Origin of the sequence: Streptococcus macacae NCTC 11558 (assembly GCF_000187995.2) — a bacterium.
GTDB classification, from domain to species: domain Bacteria; phylum Bacillota; class Bacilli; order Lactobacillales; family Streptococcaceae; genus Streptococcus; species Streptococcus macacae.
In genome coordinates this window covers 1,786,477-1,803,796 of record NZ_AEUW02000001.1, presented here as the reverse complement: position 1 = coordinate 1,803,796, position 17,320 = coordinate 1,786,477, and the positions used below count along the sequence as shown (strand labels likewise).

Below are 17,320 nucleotides of genomic sequence, written 5' to 3'. Positions count from 1 at the left end.
TTTCAACTAAAGCAGACGACAAATACTATAACATATTATACTTTATAATAGCTAATTTGTCAATATTTTAACGTCCCAAAATAGCATTCCATGCTTTTTGATAATCACTATCACTGCCACCAACAGCAAACTTATAAGTCGTATTTCCTGGTCCATTTTTAGCCCAATAACTTGTTGTTTGCTGTCCGCTCAATGTAATCTTTTTACCATTTACATTGACAGCTGCAGGTTTTAAGCCTGTTGATTTTAAAACATTAGTTTTGATGACATTGGCATCAAGGTTAAAACGCTGATTAGTTCCCAAGACTTGAGGATCTGCTTGATTAATAGTATTAACCAAATACGCCATATACTGTGCATTATTATGATAGCCTGCTGAAGATTCCAAGGATCTATTATCATCATGACCTGCCCAGCCACCAAGTGTCACTTTAGGAGTTGAAAGAAGCAGCCAAACATCTGAATAATCGTCGGTTGTCCCTGTTTTTCCCGTCCAATCAGCTCCAGCCAAGCCTGCATTCAGTTTTTTTAATTTATCTTTAAAAGTCGTTGTTCTCCCTGAACTAATAGGTCCCCTTAACAGTTCATTTAAAATACTTGCTGTCGCCTTTGAATAAATACGGACAGGGTCTGATTTATGCTGATAGATGATTTTTCCAGAACTATCTGTTATTTTCTCAACCATATATTGCTTTTGATAGACTCCGCCATTGGCAATTGTCTGATAGCCATTTGTTTGTTGCGCAACACTTGTTTCAATTCCTCCGCCCAAAGGCAGACTCTCAATATTATAATCAGCAATAGCATAGTTCATTTTTTCCATATAATCAGAAACATTAACCCCTTTTTTAAGCAAGTTTTGATAAGTCCAATAGGCTGGAATATTCCATGAAACATCAAGAGCCTCCTGAAGATCAACCATGGCCGTCCCTTCGTCTCTGCCATGCATGATTTTCTGTCCACCTGAAAAAGTTGTTGGATAATTGGACAGCATACTGGCACTTCCGATAAGACCTTGATCAATAGCAGGACCGTAAGCTAGCATTGGTTTGATACTAGAGCCAGGAGAACGAGCTGTATCAAAAGCATGATTATTCTGATTTTCTTTATAGTTACGTCCGCCAATAAAGCCAAGAACAGCTCCGCTGGAATTATCCATAAGAACATTTCCCACTTCCACTTTTCCAGATTTATCATCAAGTGCATTTCCATGCTGAGCAACTGCTGTCTGCATAGCATTATAAACTTTTTTATTGATGGTTGTTGTAATGTTGTAGCCGCCTAAACGAAGTTCTTGTGTTGCTTTATCTTTATAAGCCTCCTTAGTTTTATCATTCTTTAAATCTTTTGAAGAGACCTTGTCACGCTTAATCAAGTAATCGTACATAGCTTGTCTGGCTTCTCTAAAAACAGAATAATAAAGATAGTCATGTTCATTTACTTTTGCAATTTGAGGCTGTTTAAAATCTTTTGTCAAATCATAAGCCTTATAATTATTATAATCAGATTTAGACAATACTCCGGTTCGATACATATTATAAAGAACATTTTGAGCACGTTTCAGTCCTAGACGCATTTCTTTTTGATTTTTAAACTGACCTGCAGCTGTATAAGGTGAATAATTAATTGGACTTTGCGGTAATCCCGCTAAAAAAGCTGCTTGAGGTATCGTTAAATCTTTAGAAGAAACGCCAAAAATACCTTGAGCTGCCTCTTCAATGCCAGCAATATTTTGACCTCTATTATTGCGTCCAAAGGGTGAAACATTTAGATAATCAGTCAAAATAGTATCCTTATCGATATACCGTTCCAAAGCCAAGGCATAAATCATTTCTTTGGTTTTTCTTTTAAAAGTAGGATCATCTCCTAAAACTTGCTGTTTTAATAATTGCTGTGTTAGAGTGGAGCCGCCGCTTCCTTCCCCAAATCCCAATACAGAAGCGAACGTTGCTCGAAATACAGCCTTAGGAACAATCCCTTTATGCGTTTTAAAATTTTCATCCTCTGTTGCAATGATTGCTTTTTTCATGTTTTGAGAAATATCTTTGCTCTCAACAGGAGTCCTTAGTAAATCAGCATCAATGTTTGAAATTAAAGAATTATCAGAATAAGTCATTTTAGAAATACGAGTCAATGCATTGACTTTTGTCACTAAAGTACTTTTCTTAGGAATTTTAACGCTGTCAACTTGACTAGCGAAATAGCCTAAACCAACCCCTAGCCCCAGCAAAGCAAACAAAAGAATTAGAATATAGGTAAAATTAGACAGCAGTTTAAGAGTACGTAAAAAAACAGCTCCAAAATCAAGGTAATCTGAATGATACAACTGTTGCTTTTTTTGATTCTTAAAAAAATTTTTAACATTCTTCAATAATCTTTTAAAAGAAAAACTTGAAGAATGAACTCTTCTTCGACTAATCTTTTTTAACCTTACATGAATATTTTTTTTGATTGTCTTTAACTTATTCAATATGGACATGACAACACCTCAGCATATATTATACCAAATTTCTAGTCTTTGTTAACATATAGAAGCCCACTTTACTTTTGAATAAACAGCCACTCATCATAACTTGCATAGCTATCTATTTTTCTGGTATAATGACCTGTAGCGCTATAAGATATGGAGAAAGCTATGACTATTTTCGAAGAACTCAAAGCACGAGGTTTAATCTTTCAAACAACAGATGAGGAAGCTCTTAAAAAAGCTTTAAATGACGGACAAGTTTCTTTTTATTCAGGCTATGATCCAACAGCTGACAGCCTTCACCTAGGCCATTTAGTACCAATTTTGGTTATGAAACATCTTCAGCTAGCTGGGCATAAACCTTATCCATTAGTTGGCGGGGCTACAGGACTTATTGGAGACCCTTCTTTTAAAGACGATGAACGCAGCCTTCAGACCAAGGAAACAGTGGAAGGTTGGGTAAGAAATATCCGAAGGCAGCTTGAGCGTTTTATTGATTTTAACAATGGTGATAATCAAGCTCAAATGGTTAACAATTACGATTGGATGGAAAGAATGACTTTCATTGATTTCCTCCGTGATATTGGTAAATACTTTACTGTTAACTATATGATGAGTAAGGAATCCGTAAAAAAAAGGATTGAAACAGGGATCTCATATACAGAATTTGCTTATCAAATTATGCAAGGCTATGATTTTTACGTTCTCAATCAAAAATATCAAGTTACTCTGCAAATCGGCGGCTCTGACCAATGGGGTAATATGACAGCCGGTACTGAACTGCTCCGCCGTAAAGCTAATACACAAGGGCATGTTATAACAGTTCCTTTAATCACAGACTCCAGCGGCAAAAAATTTGGTAAGTCAGAAGGAAATGCTATTTGGCTTGATGCAGCTAAAACCTCTCCTTATGAAATGTATCAATTTTGGCTTAATGTCATGGATGATGATGCTATTCGTTTTCTTAAAATTTTTACTTTTTTAAGTCTGGATGAAATTGAAAATATTCGAGCAGCATTTGAAGCAGCACCTCAAGAACGTTTAGCTCAGAAAATATTAGCTAAAGAAGTGGTAACATTTGTTCACGGTGAAGAAGCTTACAACCAAGCTATTAAAATTACAGAACAGCTTTTTACTGGAAATATCAAGAATCTATCTGCTAAAGAACTTGAGCAGGGACTAAGTAATGTACCCAATTATGCTGTACAAGCCAATGATAATCTTAATATAATTGAATTGTTAGTTACTTCTGGCATTGTGACCTCCAAACGTCAAGCACGTGAAGATGTTCAAAACGGAGCCATCTACCTTAACGGTGATCGTATTCAGGACTTAAATTATACTCTATCAGAGCAAGATAAAATCGAACAGAAATTAAGTGTTATTCGTCGCGGTAAAAAGAAATATTACCTTTTGACTTATTAATTCCCACCTCTTTTTAAGTTAAATGACTATTTGTTTTTATCGCACTTTCTATAGTTTGTCTTACTCTTAGTCCATAAAGGTAAAATAGGCAGACCAATCACTGTTCCATAAATAATCCCTTAAAAGAGGGTAGGACTTTTTTGTCCTACCCTCTTTTTAAATCGAAAATCAAATTAATCATCTTTTAATACTTTATCTAAAAGACTAACAAAAATAAAGATACAAATGAAAATCATAGTAATAGTTGCACTAGCCGGTGTTTCTGCCAAGTAAGAAATAAAGATACCAGATACCATCCCCATAAATCCGATTAGTACTCCTAACCAAATCACTGTTTTAAAACTCTTACCCAATCGCATTGCAATACTTGCTGGCAAAACCATAATGGTTGATACAAGTAGAGCCCCCGCAGCTGGGATCATCAAAGATACAGCAATACCTGTTACAATATTAAATGAAACAGACATTAAACGAGTAGGCAAGCCGTCTACAAAAGCAGTATTTTCATCAAAGGTTAAAATATACATGGGACGAATAAAGAAGATCGTTAAGAGCAATACAAGCACGGCAATAACGAAAAGAGCAATCACCTGTTCTAAACTTATTGTGATGATAGAGCCAAAAAGATATTGTTCCAGACTTACATTGCTAGCACTTCCAGACTTACTTACTACAATTAAAGAAATGGCCAAGCCCATTGACATCAAAATAGCCGTAGCAATTTCCATATAGTGGCGATAAACAGTGCGCAAATACTCAAGAACTACTGCAGCAATGGTAACAACAACAAGCGTTGTCCAAGTTGGTGAAATTCCTAATAAAATACCAAAAGCAACACCTGCTAACGAAACATGACTTAATGTATCACTCATCAAACTCTGCCTACGCAAAATTAAAAATAAACCAAGGATCGGTGCAAACATACTGATAGCAACAACAGCAAGAAGTGCACGCTGCATAAAATCATATGATAAAATATTAGCCAACATGTTTTTCCGCCTTTCCATCTTTTTCATGTACATTGAAGCAACGCCAAGGTAACTCTTGATTTCTAACTAAATGAATATTACGATCAGCATAATTTTTAACTTCTTCTGGATCATGAGTAATCATTAATACAGACTTTCCATGTTTGTGAGCATTATGATGCATCAGTTCATAAAAAGTCTGAGTAGTGCCAGAATCCATACCTGTAGTTGGCTCATCTAAAATAAAAATATCAGGATCAGATGCAAACATTCTAGCAATAACAACACGTTGCTTTTGACCTCCCGAAAGACTTCCTATAGGTTTATGACGATTTTCCCACATTCCAACAGATTCTAGGCTTGCTTTAATATGTTCTTCATCATGTTCAGTGAGTCTTCTAAACCAACCGTTTCTAGGATAACGTCCTGATTTTACAAATTCATAAACAGTACTTGGAAAACCAGCATTAAAACTAGCAATTTGCTGCGGTAAATAAGCTAAACGCAGTTTTTTTCCATCTTTGTTTTTTTTAGAAAAGACAACAGAACCAACTTTAGGTTTTAATATTCCCAAAGTAGCTTTAATTAAAGTTGACTTAGCGGCTCCATTTTCGCCAGTTAAAGTTACAAATTCACCGCTATCTAAATAATAATTGATATTTTCTAAAACAGGCTCTGCATCATATTGATAGGAAAGATTTGTTACTGTAATATATCTCACAATTAACCCTCTATTTCTTTTTCTAATCCACTCAGGAAACGACTGATAATTTCTTGCTCATCTTTCGTAAAATTTTCCAATAACCCATGATAAACAGCTAAGGTTAATTTATGATGGCGATCATGTTCTGCAGCAATCGGCTGAGCCCGATCCGTTAGACAAAAATTAGTAACTCTTGCATCATTTTCGTCTTTTATCGCCTGTAACATTTCTTTTTGCACTAATGATTTAACTGCTTTCGTAACAGCTGCTTGACTGATATTCAATTTTTTAGCTAATTCAGAATTTGTTAAATTCTCTTGAGACAGCAACATTAAAATATGCTCTTGGGTATTTGTCAACTGTACTTCACTCTGACAAGAACCAATTAGTAATTCATGCTGGTTCTCAGCTATTAGAAGAATACGATTAATCAGTTCATCAATTTTATATTCTAGCATTTTATTCCCCTTAATTAACCAGTTAAGTTTATCACTGTCTCATATTACCATAAACAAAAAAAAGAATCAAATGGAATTGATTCTATAGCATTCTTACCTTATAAACTTCTTTACAAAATCCCTTCATACTATTAACAACTCGATCAGCCCTCTTTTCTGTCGGGCAGAGCGCAAAAACTGTAGGTCCGCTTCCGGTCATTAAGGCGATATCAGCACCACACTTCACCATACGATCTTTAATTTTATTAATAATAGGTCTTTTTACGATAGTAATATCTTCAAGAGAATTACCCATATTATTTAGCATGCCTTCATAATCATCAGAGATAATAGCCTTCTTTAAAGCAGCAATATCAACACGAGTAATCGTTTCTGTATTAATTTCCTTAAATATTGTCCTAGTAGAGATTCCAAAATTCGGTTTTACTAAAACAACCCATAAAGAAAAACTATTTGTTAAACAATCTACAATTTCTCCTTTACCTGAGACCAAAGCGCAACCGCCTTCAAGACAATAAGGGACATCGCTGCCAATTTTAAAGCCAATAGCTATCAAGTCTTTCTTAGAAATATTGAGTTTCCAGAGGCGATTAAGTGCCCGCAATGTAGCAGCCGCATCACTAGAGCCTCCTCCAAGCCCAGCACAAATAGGAATTGATTTTTCTAATACAATACGAATGCCTCTTTTAATACCGTATCTCTCTTTAATCATTTTTGCAGCTTTATAAACATCATTTTTACTATTAAGAGGTAATTTATGGCTACTAGATTCAACAATCACTCTATCTTCTTCTAGTTCAGTAAATGTTAAATAATCATTTAAATCAACACTAATCATGACCATTGATAATTCATGAAAACCATCTATACGTTTACCAGCAATATCTAAACCAAGATTGATTTTAGCAGGAGCCTTCTCAATAATTTCCATTAACTTTACCTTTCCAAAAGTTATTAAAATCATTATAACAAAAAGTTCAAAGATAAGGTTAATTTATCATAATATAAACACTGAATTACTCCTCTTTGAAGTCATTCAAACTTATTCTTAGTTTTTTAAGCAATGCTTGTCTGCCAGCAAACTTTTCTCCCGCAATTAAACGTTCAAATTTCTCTTGTTCACTGTCATCCAGACTTTTTTTAAATTGATCTAAACATTCATGAAACATAACATATTCATCAAGCAACATACCTTTATCCGAAAGGCAGTGAGCAATATCCCCAACTTCTTCATAGGGCATTTTATTAAAACGCCTTTTCTTACTTTCCTGCTTTCTCAATACATCTTTAATATGATTTGAAAACTTCGTTTTAAAATAAATAAATAATTTAGTATCATCTGCTACCACTTCAGGTCTTTCCTTTAAAAGCTTATAGAGTATGAGCATCCCCTCTTGATACCAATCATCATGGGTCCAAAGCTTTATAAAATAATGCCTTTTTATCTTTAAAACTATTGGTTTTACCTTTTCAAAAATATCTTCAAAATCTTCATTCATATATTTCATAATCTCCTCCCATATGGATATTATATAGATAAATTCTCTAAAAGAACAGGACATAAATGTCCTGTTCTAAAAATAATATAAAATAAAGCAAAAATATAAAAGACTATATACCTTTATCTTCAATATAGCATAAGAATTGTTTTATATCTATTTTTCAAAGTAAAGGGATGCTTAAACTTCTAATTAAAAGACCAAATAAAAAAATAAGACTAGGATAACCCAATCTTATTTTAACTTGATAGAATAACTCCGGCAGTAGGACTCGAACCTACGACATCATGATTAACAGTCATGCGCTACTACCAACTGAGCTATGCCGGAATCTGGCTAAGCAACGCCCCTATCTCACAGGAGGCAGCCTCCCACTACTTCAGGCGCGCTAGGGCTTAACGGCTGTGTTCGGCATGGAAACAGGTGTATCCCCTAGGCTATCGTCACTTAACCTCTTCTTGAATGATCGCTCACTCACCATTGAACAGCTAAACCCTCTCCCTCAGCGCCTTGCGGTTAAGGCCTCGAGCGATTAGTATTGGTCCGCTTCACCTGTCACCAGGCTTACACTCCCAACCTATCTACCTGATCTTCTCTCAGGGCTCTTACTAACCTATCGTTAGGGGAAATCTCATCTTGAGGGGGGCTTCACACTTAGATGCTTTCAGCGTTTATCCCTTCCCTACATAGCTACCCAGCTCTGCCTCTGGCGAGACAACTGGTACACCAGCGGTAAGTCCACTCTGGTCCTCTCGTACTAGGAGCAGATCCTCTCAAATTTCCTACGCCCGCGACGGATAGGGACCGAACTGTCTCACGACGTTCTGAACCCAGCTCGCGTGCCGCTTTAATGGGCGAACAGCCCAACCCTTGGGACCGACTACAGCCCCAGGATGCGACGAGCCGACATCGAGGTGCCAAACCTCCCCGTCGATGTGAACTCTTGGGGGAGATAAGCCTGTTATCCCCAGGGTAGCTTTTATCCGTTGAGCGATGGCCCTTCCATACGGTACCACCGGATCACTAAGCCCGACTTTCGTCCCTGCTCGACCTGTCCGTCTCGCAGTCAAGCTCCCTTTTACCTTTACACTCTGCGACTGATTTCCAACCAGTCTGAGGGAACCTTTGGGCGCCTCCGTTACCTTTTAGGAGGCGACCGCCCCAGTCAAACTGCCCGTCAGACACTGTCTCCGTTGAGGTTCACTCAACCGGGTTAGAGTAGCCATCACACAAGGGTAGTATCCCAACAGCGCCTCCAAGTAAACTAGCGTCCACTCTTCCTTGGCTCCTACCTATCCTGTACATGTGTGACAGATACCCAATATCAAACTGCAGTAAAGCTCCATGGGGTCTTTCCGTCCTGTCGCGGGTAACCTGCATCTTCACAGGTACTAAAATTTCACCGAGTCTCTCGTTGAGACAGTGCCCAAATCATTACGCCTTTCGTGCGGGTCGGAACTTACCCGACAAGGAATTTCGCTACCTTAGGACCGTTATAGTTACGGCCGCCGTTTACTGGGGCTTCAATTCACACCTTCGACCTTAATCTAAGCGCTCCTCTTAACCTTCCAGCACCGGGCAGGCGTCACCCCCTATACTTCATCTTACGATTTCGCAGAGAGCTGTGTTTTTGATAAACAGTTGCTTGGGCCTCTTCACTGCGGCTCAGTTGCCTGAGCACCCCTTCTCCCTAAGTTACGGGGTCATTTTGCCGAGTTCCTTAACGAGAGTTCGCTCGCTCACCTGAGGCTACTCGCCTCGACTACCTGTGTCGGTTTGCGGTACGGGTAGAGTCTCTCTTCGATAGAAGCTTTTCTTGGCAGCCTGACATCGCTAACTTCGCTACTTAACTTCGCTCCCCTTCACAGCTCAATGTCTTAGCTAGAAGCATTTGACTCCTAACTCACCTCACTGCTTGGACAGACTCTTCCAATCGTCTGCTTTAGCTAGCCTTCTGCGTCCCTCCTTCTCTCCTGACTCTAGTACAGGAATATCAACCTGTTGGCCATCGGATACACCTTTCGGTCTCTCCTTAGGTCCCGACTAACCCAGGGCGGACGAACCTTCCCCTGGAAACCTTAGTCTTACGGTGGATGGGATTCTCACCCATCTTTCGCTACTCATACCGGCATTCTCACTTCTATGCGCTCCAGTCCTCCTTACGGTAAACCTTCTCTGCCCATAGAACGCTCTCCTACCATCCCTTACGGAATCCACAGCTTCGGTAAATTGTTTCAGCCCCGGTACATTTTCGGCGCAGGGTCACTCGACTAGTGAGCTATTACGCACTCTTTGAATGAATAGCTGCTTCTAAGCTAACATCCTAGTTGTCTGTGCAACCCCACATCCTTTTCCACTTAACAATTATTTGGGGACCTTAGCTGGTGGTCTGGGCTGTTTCCCTTTCGACTACGGATCTTAGCACTCGCAGTCTGACTGCCGACTATAACCGCTTGGCATTCGGAGTTTATCTGAGTTTGGTAATCCGGGATGGACCCCTCACCCAAACAGTGCTCTACCTCCAAGGGTCTCTGGTCGACGCTAGCCCTAAAGCTATTTCGGAGAGAACCAGCTATCTCCAAGTTCGTTTGGAATTTCTCCGCTACCCACAAGTCATCCAAACACTTTTCAACGTGTCCTGGTGCGGGCCTCCAGTAAGTCTTACCTTACCTTCACCCTGCTCATGGGTAGATCACCTGGTTTCGGGTCTATAACAAGATACTCTCGCCCTTTTCAGACTCGGTTTCCCTGCGGCTCCGTCTCTTCAACTTAACCTCGCATCTTATCATAACTCGCCGGTTCATTCTACAAAAGGCACGCTCTCACCCATTAACGGGCTCGAACTTCTTGTAGGCACACGGTTTCAGGTTCTCTTTCACTCCCCTCCCGGGGTGCTTTTCACCTTTCCCTCACGGTACTGGTTCACTATCGGTCACTAGGGAGTATTTAGGGTTGGGAGATGGGCCTCCCAGTTTCCGACGGGATTTCGCGTGTCCCGCCGTACTCAGGATACTGCTCGTTTATAAGGCTATGTCGAATACGAGGCTCTTACTCTCTCTGGCTGACTTTCCCAAGTCATTCTTCTATACCCTTATGCACTCCTGCAGTCCTACAACCCCAGAGTGTAAACACTCTGGTTTGCCCTCCTGCCCTTTCGCTCGCCGCTACTCAGGCAATCGCTTTTGCTTTCTCTTCCTGCAGCTACTGAGATGTTTCAGTTCACTGCGTCTTCCCCCGCAACTCCTTAACAGAGTTGGGTAACAGGCATTAACCTGTTGGGTTCCCCCATTCGGATATCTTTGGATCTCCGCTTACTTACAGCTCCCCAAAGCATTTCGTCGTTCGTCACGTCCTTCATCGGCTCCTAGTGCCTAGGCATCCACCGTGCGCCCTTTCTACCTTAACCTCTTCTTGGTTCTTGGCTTTTTTCGCTTCGGTTTCTTTTTGTTATCTCTCTTTCTATAGAGTAATCTATAGAAAGAGGGGTTTAGCTATTCAATTGTCAATGAACCATCTTATGATATTAAGATCCGGTGCGGTTTGCCGCAAAACTTGCGTAGAATAAGGAGACAACCAACGACGTGTCCCTTAGACACTAGGCGCTTGTGACTTATTCCTAGGAAGTTTAGGATCGTATTCTAATATCAACTAAAACAAGACCTTGAGTTGAACGCCAGACTAACTTCTTAGAAAAAGCGAATCGTCTGTTCGTATCCTGTTTTAATGGAGCCTAGCGGGATCGAACCGCTGACCTCCTGCGTGCAAAGCAGGCGCTCTCCCAGCTGAGCTAAGGCCCCACAACCCTCTCAAAACTAAACAAGACGGCAAGTGCTTCTGTAACGCATAACAGAATTTAAGTAATTGTACTCAGGCTAAAAGCTGGTGATTTAGATAAATCGTCTTGTGTTCATCGAACACAGCGTCGATTTCCTAAAATCAAGGCGCTTTTTACGCCCTCTGTTACTTGTTTTTCCTTAGAAAGGAGGTGATCCAGCCGCACCTTCCGATACGGCTACCTTGTTACGACTTCACCCCAATCATCCGTCCCACCTTAGGCGGCTGGCTCCTTTACGGTTACCTCACCGACTTTGGGTGTTACAAACTCTCGTGGTGTGACGGGCGGTGTGTACAAGGCCCGGGAACGTATTCACCGCGGCGTGCTGATCCGCGATTACTAGCGATTCCGACTTCATGGAGGCGAGTTGCAGCCTCCAATCCGAACTGAGATTGGCTTTCAGAGATTAGCTTGCCGTCACCGGCTTGCGACTCGTTGTACCAACCATTGTAGCACGTGTGTAGCCCAGGTCATAAGGGGCATGATGATTTGACGTCATCCCCACCTTCCTCCGGTTTATTACCGGCAGTCTGGCTAGAGTGCCCAACTCAATGATGGCAACTAACCATAAGGGTTGCGCTCGTTGCGGGACTTAACCCAACATCTCACGACACGAGCTGACGACAACCATGCACCACCTGTCTCCGGTGTACCGAAGTAACTTCCTATCTCTAGAAATGGCACCGGGATGTCAAGACCTGGTAAGGTTCTTCGCGTTGCTTCGAATTAAACCACATGCTCCACCGCTTGTGCGGGCCCCCGTCAATTCCTTTGAGTTTCAACCTTGCGGTCGTACTCCCCAGGCGGAGTGCTTATTGCGTTAGCTACGGCACTAAGCCCCTTAGGACCTAACACCTAGCACTCAGCGTTTACGGCGTGGACTACCAGGGTATCTAATCCTGTTCGCTACCCACGCTTTCGAGCCTCAGCGTCAGTCACAGACCAGAGAGCCGCTTTCGCCACTGGTGTTCCTCCATATATCTACGCATTTCACCGCTACACATGGAATTCCACTCTCCCCTTCTGTACTCAAGTCTGACAGTTTCAATAGCTGACATTGGTTAAGCCAATGCTTTTAACTACTGACTTTCCAGACCGCCTGCGCTCCCTTTACGCCCAATAAATCCGGACAACGCTCGGGACCTACGTATTACCGCGGCTGCTGGCACGTAGTTAGCCGTCCCTTTCTGGTTAAGTACCGTCAATTGGAGAACTTTCCACTCTCTCCAACTTGCTTCCTTAACAACAGAGCTTTACGATCCGAAAACCTTCTTCACTCACGCGGCGTTGCTCGGTCAGGGTTCCCCCCATTGCCGAAGATTCCCTACTGCTGCCTCCCGTAGGAGTCTGGGCCGTGTCTCAGTCCCAGTGTGGCCGGTCACCCTCTCAGGTCGGCTATGTATCGTCGCCTTGGTAAGCCTCTACCTTACCAACTAGCTAATACAACGCAGGTCCATCTCTTAGCGATACTGTTGTACCTTTCAATCCCTCTAAAGGCTTAGAGAGATATTATGCGGTATTACCTATCGTTTCCAATCCTTATCCCCCTCTAAGAGGCAGGTTACCTACGCGTTACTCACCCGTTCGCGACGCCGTCTCAGTTAGCAAGCTAACTCAGAAACAGCGTTCCACTTGCATGTATTAGGCACGCCGCCAGCGTTCGTCCTGAGCCAGGATCAAACTCTCTTGTCCAGTCTGATGTGACTCTTCTTTTCCTGTCGCTGACAGTTCTTTGTTTTGACGGGTACTAGTCCCCTAGCACCCTCACTTGGTCGTCTTGTTCAGTTTTCAAAGGACTCGTCTCGTCTTGAGACAACTATTATATTCTAGCAACTCTAAACAACTTTGTCAACCTCTTTTCTGGGCTTTTTTTACCTTTTTTCTAAAAGTCCTCTTATATAGGCCGATTCTTTAAGTTAATAAAAAAATATTTTTACAAATTTTTGGCTTCTTTTTCGGTTAATAAGGCAAAATGATCTGGCTCAATTTCTCTTAATCGCTGTTCTTTAGTGTTGCACTCAATAGCTTTAGCAGTATAGGCTTTATAGGTCCGATTTTTTTCAATTTCAGGATCAGGTATTGGTACAGCAGATAAAAGATTCTGGGTATAGGGGTGAATCGGACGCCGGCAAATAACTTGTGAAGGCCCTACTTCTACAATTTTTCCTTGATGCATAACACCTATACGATCTGAAAATTGACTAACTATTGATAAGTCATGCGCAATAAATAAATAAGTTAAGCCATTGTTTAGTTGTAACTTTTTTAGTAAATGAACTATTTGTGATCGAATAGACATATCTAACGCCGATATGGGTTCATCTGCAACGACAAAGGCGGGTTCAACAGCCAAGGCTCTTGCAATTCCTACACGTTGGCATTGACCTCCTGATAGTTCGTGGGGATAGCGATATAAATAATCTTCACTTAGACCTACTAATTGTAACAATGCCTTTGCTTGTACATCTCGTTCCCTAGATGAAATATTTTTTTTATGAGCTACCAATCCTTCAGTAACGATATCCTTTATTTTCATCCTTCCATCAAGACTAGCTCGTGGATTCTGAAAAATCATCTGTGCTAACTTTCTAAAACGAAACAGTTCTTTTTCTCTTAACTGTGAGATAGAGTTCCCAGCAAATTTTATTTTACCTTTATCTATATTCTGTAAGCCAAGAAGAGACATTCCTAAAGTTGTTTTTCCTGAACCCGATTCTCCTACAAGACCAAAAATTTCACCTTTGTAAATATCTAAATTGATATTATTCAGCGCTTTTATTTGATTAGGCTTTCCTTTATTGAAGGTTAGAGTGACATTTTTCAGCTCCACTAACTTCTCTTTTTTATAACTCATTTTCTTCGCCTTTCCTTTAATAGCGCCCATTTTTCCCAACGTCTCAAGATACTTTCTGGCGGTACAACTTTAGGAGCGCGGCTGTCAAGCAACCATGTTGCTGCATAATGTGTTTGACTCACTTGAAACAGCGGGGGAGCTTCTTCAAAATCAATATCAAGAGCGAACATATTTCTTGGAGCAAAAGCATCTCCTTCAATGATTTGTGTGAAAGCCACAGGAGTTTCTGAAATAAATTTCATCTTTTCCCAGGATTCACTGGCAGAGAGCAGAGAATCTAAAAGCTGCCATGTATAAGGATGCTGAGGATTATAAAAGATTTCATCAACTGTCCCAGACTCTACAATCTTACCTGCATACATAACGGCTACACGATCTGCTATGCCTGCCACAACACCTAGGTCATGTGTAATAAAAATCGTTGATGAGCCTTCATTTTTTTGCTTTTCTTTGATGAAATGAAGAATCTGCAATTGAGTCGTGGCATCAAGAGCTGTTGTAGGCTCATCAGCTATTAGAATTTCAGGCTTAGTTATAAGCGCCATGGCAAGGACAGCTCGCTGACGCATTCCGCCAGACCATTGGTAAGGATAATCGTTAATATGCTTTTCAGCATTTGCGAATCCCACCTTTTTCATCATTTCAAGAACGTATTTCAAGGCTTCTTTTCGCTTTATTTTTTGATGTCTTATAAGGGGTTCAGCAATCTGTAAGCCTATTTTCATAGTCGGGTCTAAACTGGTCAAGGGATCTTGAAAAACCATAGAGATCTCTTTTCCACGAATAGTGTTCCATTCTTCTTCTTTTAAGTCATTAAGAGCCCATTTTTTATAGCTTATATCTCCTTTTATCTGAAAATTCTTAGTTAATAAACCCATTAATGCCTGCGCAAGAACTGATTTTCCAGAACCTGATTCTCCTACAATCGCTAACGTTTCCCCTTTTTTTAAATCAAAATTAACACCGCGAATAATTTGAACTGTATCTTCCAGAGTGTGAAAACTAACATGAAGATTGCTGACTTGTAAGATTGTTTCTTTGTCCATTTTTTCTCCTAGTATCGATCTGACTTTGGATCAAATGCGTCACGCAAACCATCACCTAAAATAATAAAAGCAAGAGAAATAAGTACAAGAATCAGTGATGGTAAGATAACTTGATAGGGATAGTACTGTAAATTTTCCTGAGCATCTGCAATAAGACTTCCCAAAGACGAAGTTGGTGGTTTAATGCCTAAATTGATAGCTGATAAAACAGCTTCATACATTATTGCTGAAGGTATAGTCATCATAACCTGAACAATGATAACACCTGAAATATTCGGTAAAATATGTCTCAAGGCAATTTTTGGACCACTTACCCCCAATACTTTAGCCGCTAAGATAGAATCCCTTTCCTTATAGCTTAAGGTCATATTTCTAACCTGTCTTGCCATAGCTACCCAACCGGTTAAACCAATAGAAAAAATAATCGCAAAAATCCCCTTGCCAAATAATAACCCTAACATTGTCACGATAATTAAATTAGGAACTGCAGAGATAATTTCAATGATACGTTGCATAAAAGTATCTACTGCTCCTCCAATATAGCCTGAAATGAGACCATAAGTCACTCCCAGCAGTAAATCAAGACAAGTTGCAGCCAAAGCGACAAAAAGTGAAATACGAATACCAACAATAAGCCGCTTACCTAAACTGCGTCCTAAATTGTCTGTCCCAAATACATAAATTTTGTTATCTGGAACCGATTGTTCCTTATAAACATCAGAAGCTACATTTGAACCTGGTATTTTAAAAACACCATTCCAACCTGGTATTCCTAATCCGCTATTAGGTGGTAAATTTCTATAAGTAGATACTTTGTCAGGATTAAAGCTATTAGCTTCTTTTTGGCTTACCAGCAAAGGTGAGATCAAAGAAAAGACTATTAGAAGGGTGAGAAAAGCTAAAGCAATGATAGAGAGTTTATTTTTCTTTAACTCTTGCCATATCTGCTTAGAAAATGATAAAGGCCTTTCTTCAATCTTTTCTGGTGCTAAAATATCCTTCTTGCCAACAAGAATAAATTTTCTATTTTTATCTGCCATGATACGCTCCTTGCTGCAAACGAACTCGGGGGTCAAACAAACTTATGGCAATATCAGTTAATAAAATCATAACCATCAATATAATAGCATAAACAATGGTTGTTCCCATGATAACAGGGTAATCGTTTGATGAAATAGAATTGACAAATTGTTCTCCGATTCCAGGAATAGAAAAGATTCTTTCAACTAAAACAGAGCCTGTTAACAGGTTAGCTGCCATAGGACCAATTACGGTTAATACAGGTATTATTGAATTCCGATAGACATGCTGGTTGGTAATCTGATGTTTCGTTAAGCCTTTAGCCCGTGCTAATAGAATATAATCTGAATGTAAGGTTTCAAGCATTTCAGCTCTGACAAAGCGGCTTATTATAGCAAAGGGAGGGATTGCCAAAGCAATTGTTGGCAAAATCGTCTGCAGAAAAGAACCCCAGCCAGATACTGGTAAAAGCTGGAGCCTGTAGCCAAAACTATTTAATAAAAATACAGCGATAATAAAAGAAGGGATAGAATAAGCAAGAGTTGAAACAAAACTTAAGAGATGGTCTATTTTGGTACGATGATGCAAAGCAGCAAAAGAACCAGCCAACATTCCAAGGCCTATACCTAGAATAAGCGCTTGAAAACCTAATTGTATTGAAACTCCTAATCTTTGAAGCAGCAAAGTCGTTACTGATTGATTTGAATACTGAAAACTAACCCCTAAATCACCAGTAACAATATTTTTTAAATAAAGCAAATACTGCTGCCACTCAGGCTTATCTAAACCATACTGTTTTTTCAAAACAAGAAGATTTTCTAGACTTAATTTAGGATTATTGAAGGGGCTGCCCTTCATTGCTTTCATAAGAAAAAAGGTAAGCGTGACAATGATAAATAAAGTTATCAATAAAATGATGAAACGTTTGAAAAGATATTTCAGCATAAGCCTTCCTTTTTGTTTGATTACTATTGTCTTTTGGGAGATTTGGCGAGTTTGCTTTTAAGTATAGAACTAATTGTCTTTGAGATGCTGCTTTTTTTCT

At 40.0% G+C, this 17,320-nt stretch carries 10 protein-coding genes, 2 tRNA genes, 3 rRNA genes and 2 pseudogenes; 1 reads left to right on the top strand and 16 read right to left on the bottom strand.

Annotated elements, in window-relative coordinates; genetic code table 11:
• Positions 1–67: 67 nt before the first annotated feature.
• The gene (gene pbp1b, locus STRMA_RS08695; protein ID WP_003080452.1) at positions 68–2,479 is read right to left on the bottom strand and encodes a penicillin-binding protein PBP1B; all 2,412 of its coding nucleotides are present in this window, start codon (positions 2,477–2,479) and stop codon (positions 68–70) included.
• Between the two features lie 156 nt (positions 2,480–2,635).
• Here pbp1b and tyrS point away from each other — a divergent pair, with 156 nt between their 5' ends.
• Positions 2,636–3,892: a tyrosine--tRNA ligase gene (gene tyrS / locus STRMA_RS08690; RefSeq protein WP_003080919.1), complete on the top strand. Its 1,257-nt coding sequence runs from the start codon at positions 2,636–2,638 to the stop codon at positions 3,890–3,892.
• A gap of 173 nt (positions 3,893–4,065) precedes the next feature.
• Here tyrS and STRMA_RS08685 read toward each other — a convergent pair whose 3' ends face one another.
• The 15 genes and pseudogenes from STRMA_RS08685 to STRMA_RS08620 all read right to left on the bottom strand — a co-directional run bounded on the left by STRMA_RS08685 (position 4,066) and on the right by STRMA_RS08620 (position 17,220).
• Positions 4,066–4,881: a metal ABC transporter permease gene (locus STRMA_RS08685; RefSeq protein ID WP_003078692.1), complete on the bottom strand. Its 816-nt coding sequence runs from the start codon at positions 4,879–4,881 to the stop codon at positions 4,066–4,068.
• Positions 4,871–5,581 (bottom strand): metal ABC transporter ATP-binding protein, encoded by a 711-nt coding sequence (locus STRMA_RS08680; protein ID WP_003081503.1) that lies wholly within the window; start codon positions 5,579–5,581, stop codon positions 4,871–4,873. The genes STRMA_RS08685 and STRMA_RS08680 overlap by 11 nt, the downstream gene beginning before the upstream one ends.
• 2 nt (positions 5,582–5,583) lie before the next feature.
• Positions 5,584–6,021 (bottom strand): zinc-dependent MarR family transcriptional regulator, encoded by a 438-nt coding sequence (locus tag STRMA_RS08675; RefSeq protein ID WP_003081941.1) that lies wholly within the window; start codon positions 6,019–6,021, stop codon positions 5,584–5,586.
• A gap of 82 nt (positions 6,022–6,103) precedes the next feature.
• The gene (ispE, locus tag STRMA_RS08670; RefSeq protein WP_003079881.1) at positions 6,104–6,952 is read right to left on the bottom strand and encodes a 4-(cytidine 5'-diphospho)-2-C-methyl-D-erythritol kinase; all 849 of its coding nucleotides are present in this window, start codon (positions 6,950–6,952) and stop codon (positions 6,104–6,106) included.
• Between the two features lie 85 nt (positions 6,953–7,037).
• Positions 7,038–7,520, bottom strand: coding sequence for a sigma-70 RNA polymerase sigma factor region 4 domain-containing protein (locus STRMA_RS08665; RefSeq protein ID WP_003082354.1), 483 nt, complete (start codon positions 7,518–7,520; stop codon positions 7,038–7,040).
• A 256-nt stretch (positions 7,521–7,776) separates the two neighbouring features.
• A tRNA-Asn gene (locus STRMA_RS08660) sits at positions 7,777–7,850 on the bottom strand.
• Between the two features lie 5 nt (positions 7,851–7,855).
• A 5S ribosomal RNA gene (gene rrf, locus STRMA_RS08655) occupies positions 7,856–7,971 on the bottom strand.
• Positions 7,972–8,032: 61 nt separating this feature from the next.
• Positions 8,033–10,926 (bottom strand): 23S ribosomal RNA (locus STRMA_RS08650).
• A gap of 318 nt (positions 10,927–11,244) precedes the next feature.
• Positions 11,245–11,317, bottom strand: a tRNA-Ala gene (locus STRMA_RS08645).
• 181 nt (positions 11,318–11,498) lie between these two features.
• Positions 11,499–13,047: ribosomal RNA gene (locus STRMA_RS08640) — 16S ribosomal RNA — on the bottom strand.
• The 16S, 23S and 5S rRNA genes sit together here with 2 tRNA genes alongside, the layout of an rRNA operon.
• A 241-nt stretch (positions 13,048–13,288) precedes the next feature.
• Positions 13,289–14,209, bottom strand: coding sequence for an ATP-binding cassette domain-containing protein (locus tag STRMA_RS08635; RefSeq protein WP_003080148.1), 921 nt, complete (start codon positions 14,207–14,209; stop codon positions 13,289–13,291).
• Positions 14,206–14,499: pseudogene (locus STRMA_RS10055) on the bottom strand (ABC transporter ATP-binding protein); the annotation flags it as partial. The gene STRMA_RS08635 and the pseudogene STRMA_RS10055, both read right to left, overlap by 4 nt.
• Positions 14,481–15,255: pseudogene (locus tag STRMA_RS08630) on the bottom strand (ABC transporter ATP-binding protein); the annotation flags it as partial. The pseudogenes STRMA_RS08630 and STRMA_RS10055, both read right to left, overlap by 19 nt.
• Positions 15,256–15,263: 8 nt before the next feature.
• Complete coding sequence (locus tag STRMA_RS08625) at positions 15,264–16,295, bottom strand: ABC transporter permease (protein WP_003079273.1); 1,032 nt, start codon at positions 16,293–16,295, stop codon at positions 15,264–15,266.
• On the bottom strand, positions 16,285–17,220 hold the full coding sequence (locus STRMA_RS08620; protein WP_003081309.1) for an ABC transporter permease: 936 nt from the start codon (positions 17,218–17,220) through the stop codon (positions 16,285–16,287). Before STRMA_RS08620 ends, STRMA_RS08625 begins: the two co-directional genes overlap by 11 nt.
• Positions 17,221–17,320 lie beyond the last annotated feature (100 nt).

What these genes read in the sequence shown, in the direction of transcription:
- pbp1b (WP_003080452.1), bottom strand. Translation starts at nt 2,479, where the DNA reads ATGTCCATATTGAATAAGTTAAAGACAATCAAAAAAAATATTCATGTA.
- tyrS (WP_003080919.1), top strand. Translation starts at nt 2,636, where the DNA reads ATGACTATTTTCGAAGAACTCAAAGCACGAGGTTTAATCTTTCAAACA.
- STRMA_RS08685 (WP_003078692.1), bottom strand. Translation starts at nt 4,881, where the DNA reads ATGTTGGCTAATATTTTATCATATGATTTTATGCAGCGTGCACTTCTT.
- STRMA_RS08675 (WP_003081941.1), bottom strand. Translation starts at nt 6,021, where the DNA reads ATGCTAGAATATAAAATTGATGAACTGATTAATCGTATTCTTCTAATA.
- ispE (WP_003079881.1), bottom strand. Translation starts at nt 6,952, where the DNA reads ATGGAAATTATTGAGAAGGCTCCTGCTAAAATCAATCTTGGTTTAGAT.
- STRMA_RS08665 (WP_003082354.1), bottom strand. Translation starts at nt 7,520, where the DNA reads ATGAATGAAGATTTTGAAGATATTTTTGAAAAGGTAAAACCAATAGTT.
- STRMA_RS08635 (WP_003080148.1), bottom strand. Translation starts at nt 14,209, where the DNA reads ATGAGTTATAAAAAAGAGAAGTTAGTGGAGCTGAAAAATGTCACTCTA.
- STRMA_RS08625 (WP_003079273.1), bottom strand. Translation starts at nt 16,295, where the DNA reads ATGGCAGATAAAAATAGAAAATTTATTCTTGTTGGCAAGAAGGATATT.
- STRMA_RS08620 (WP_003081309.1), bottom strand. Translation starts at nt 17,220, where the DNA reads ATGCTGAAATATCTTTTCAAACGTTTCATCATTTTATTGATAACTTTA.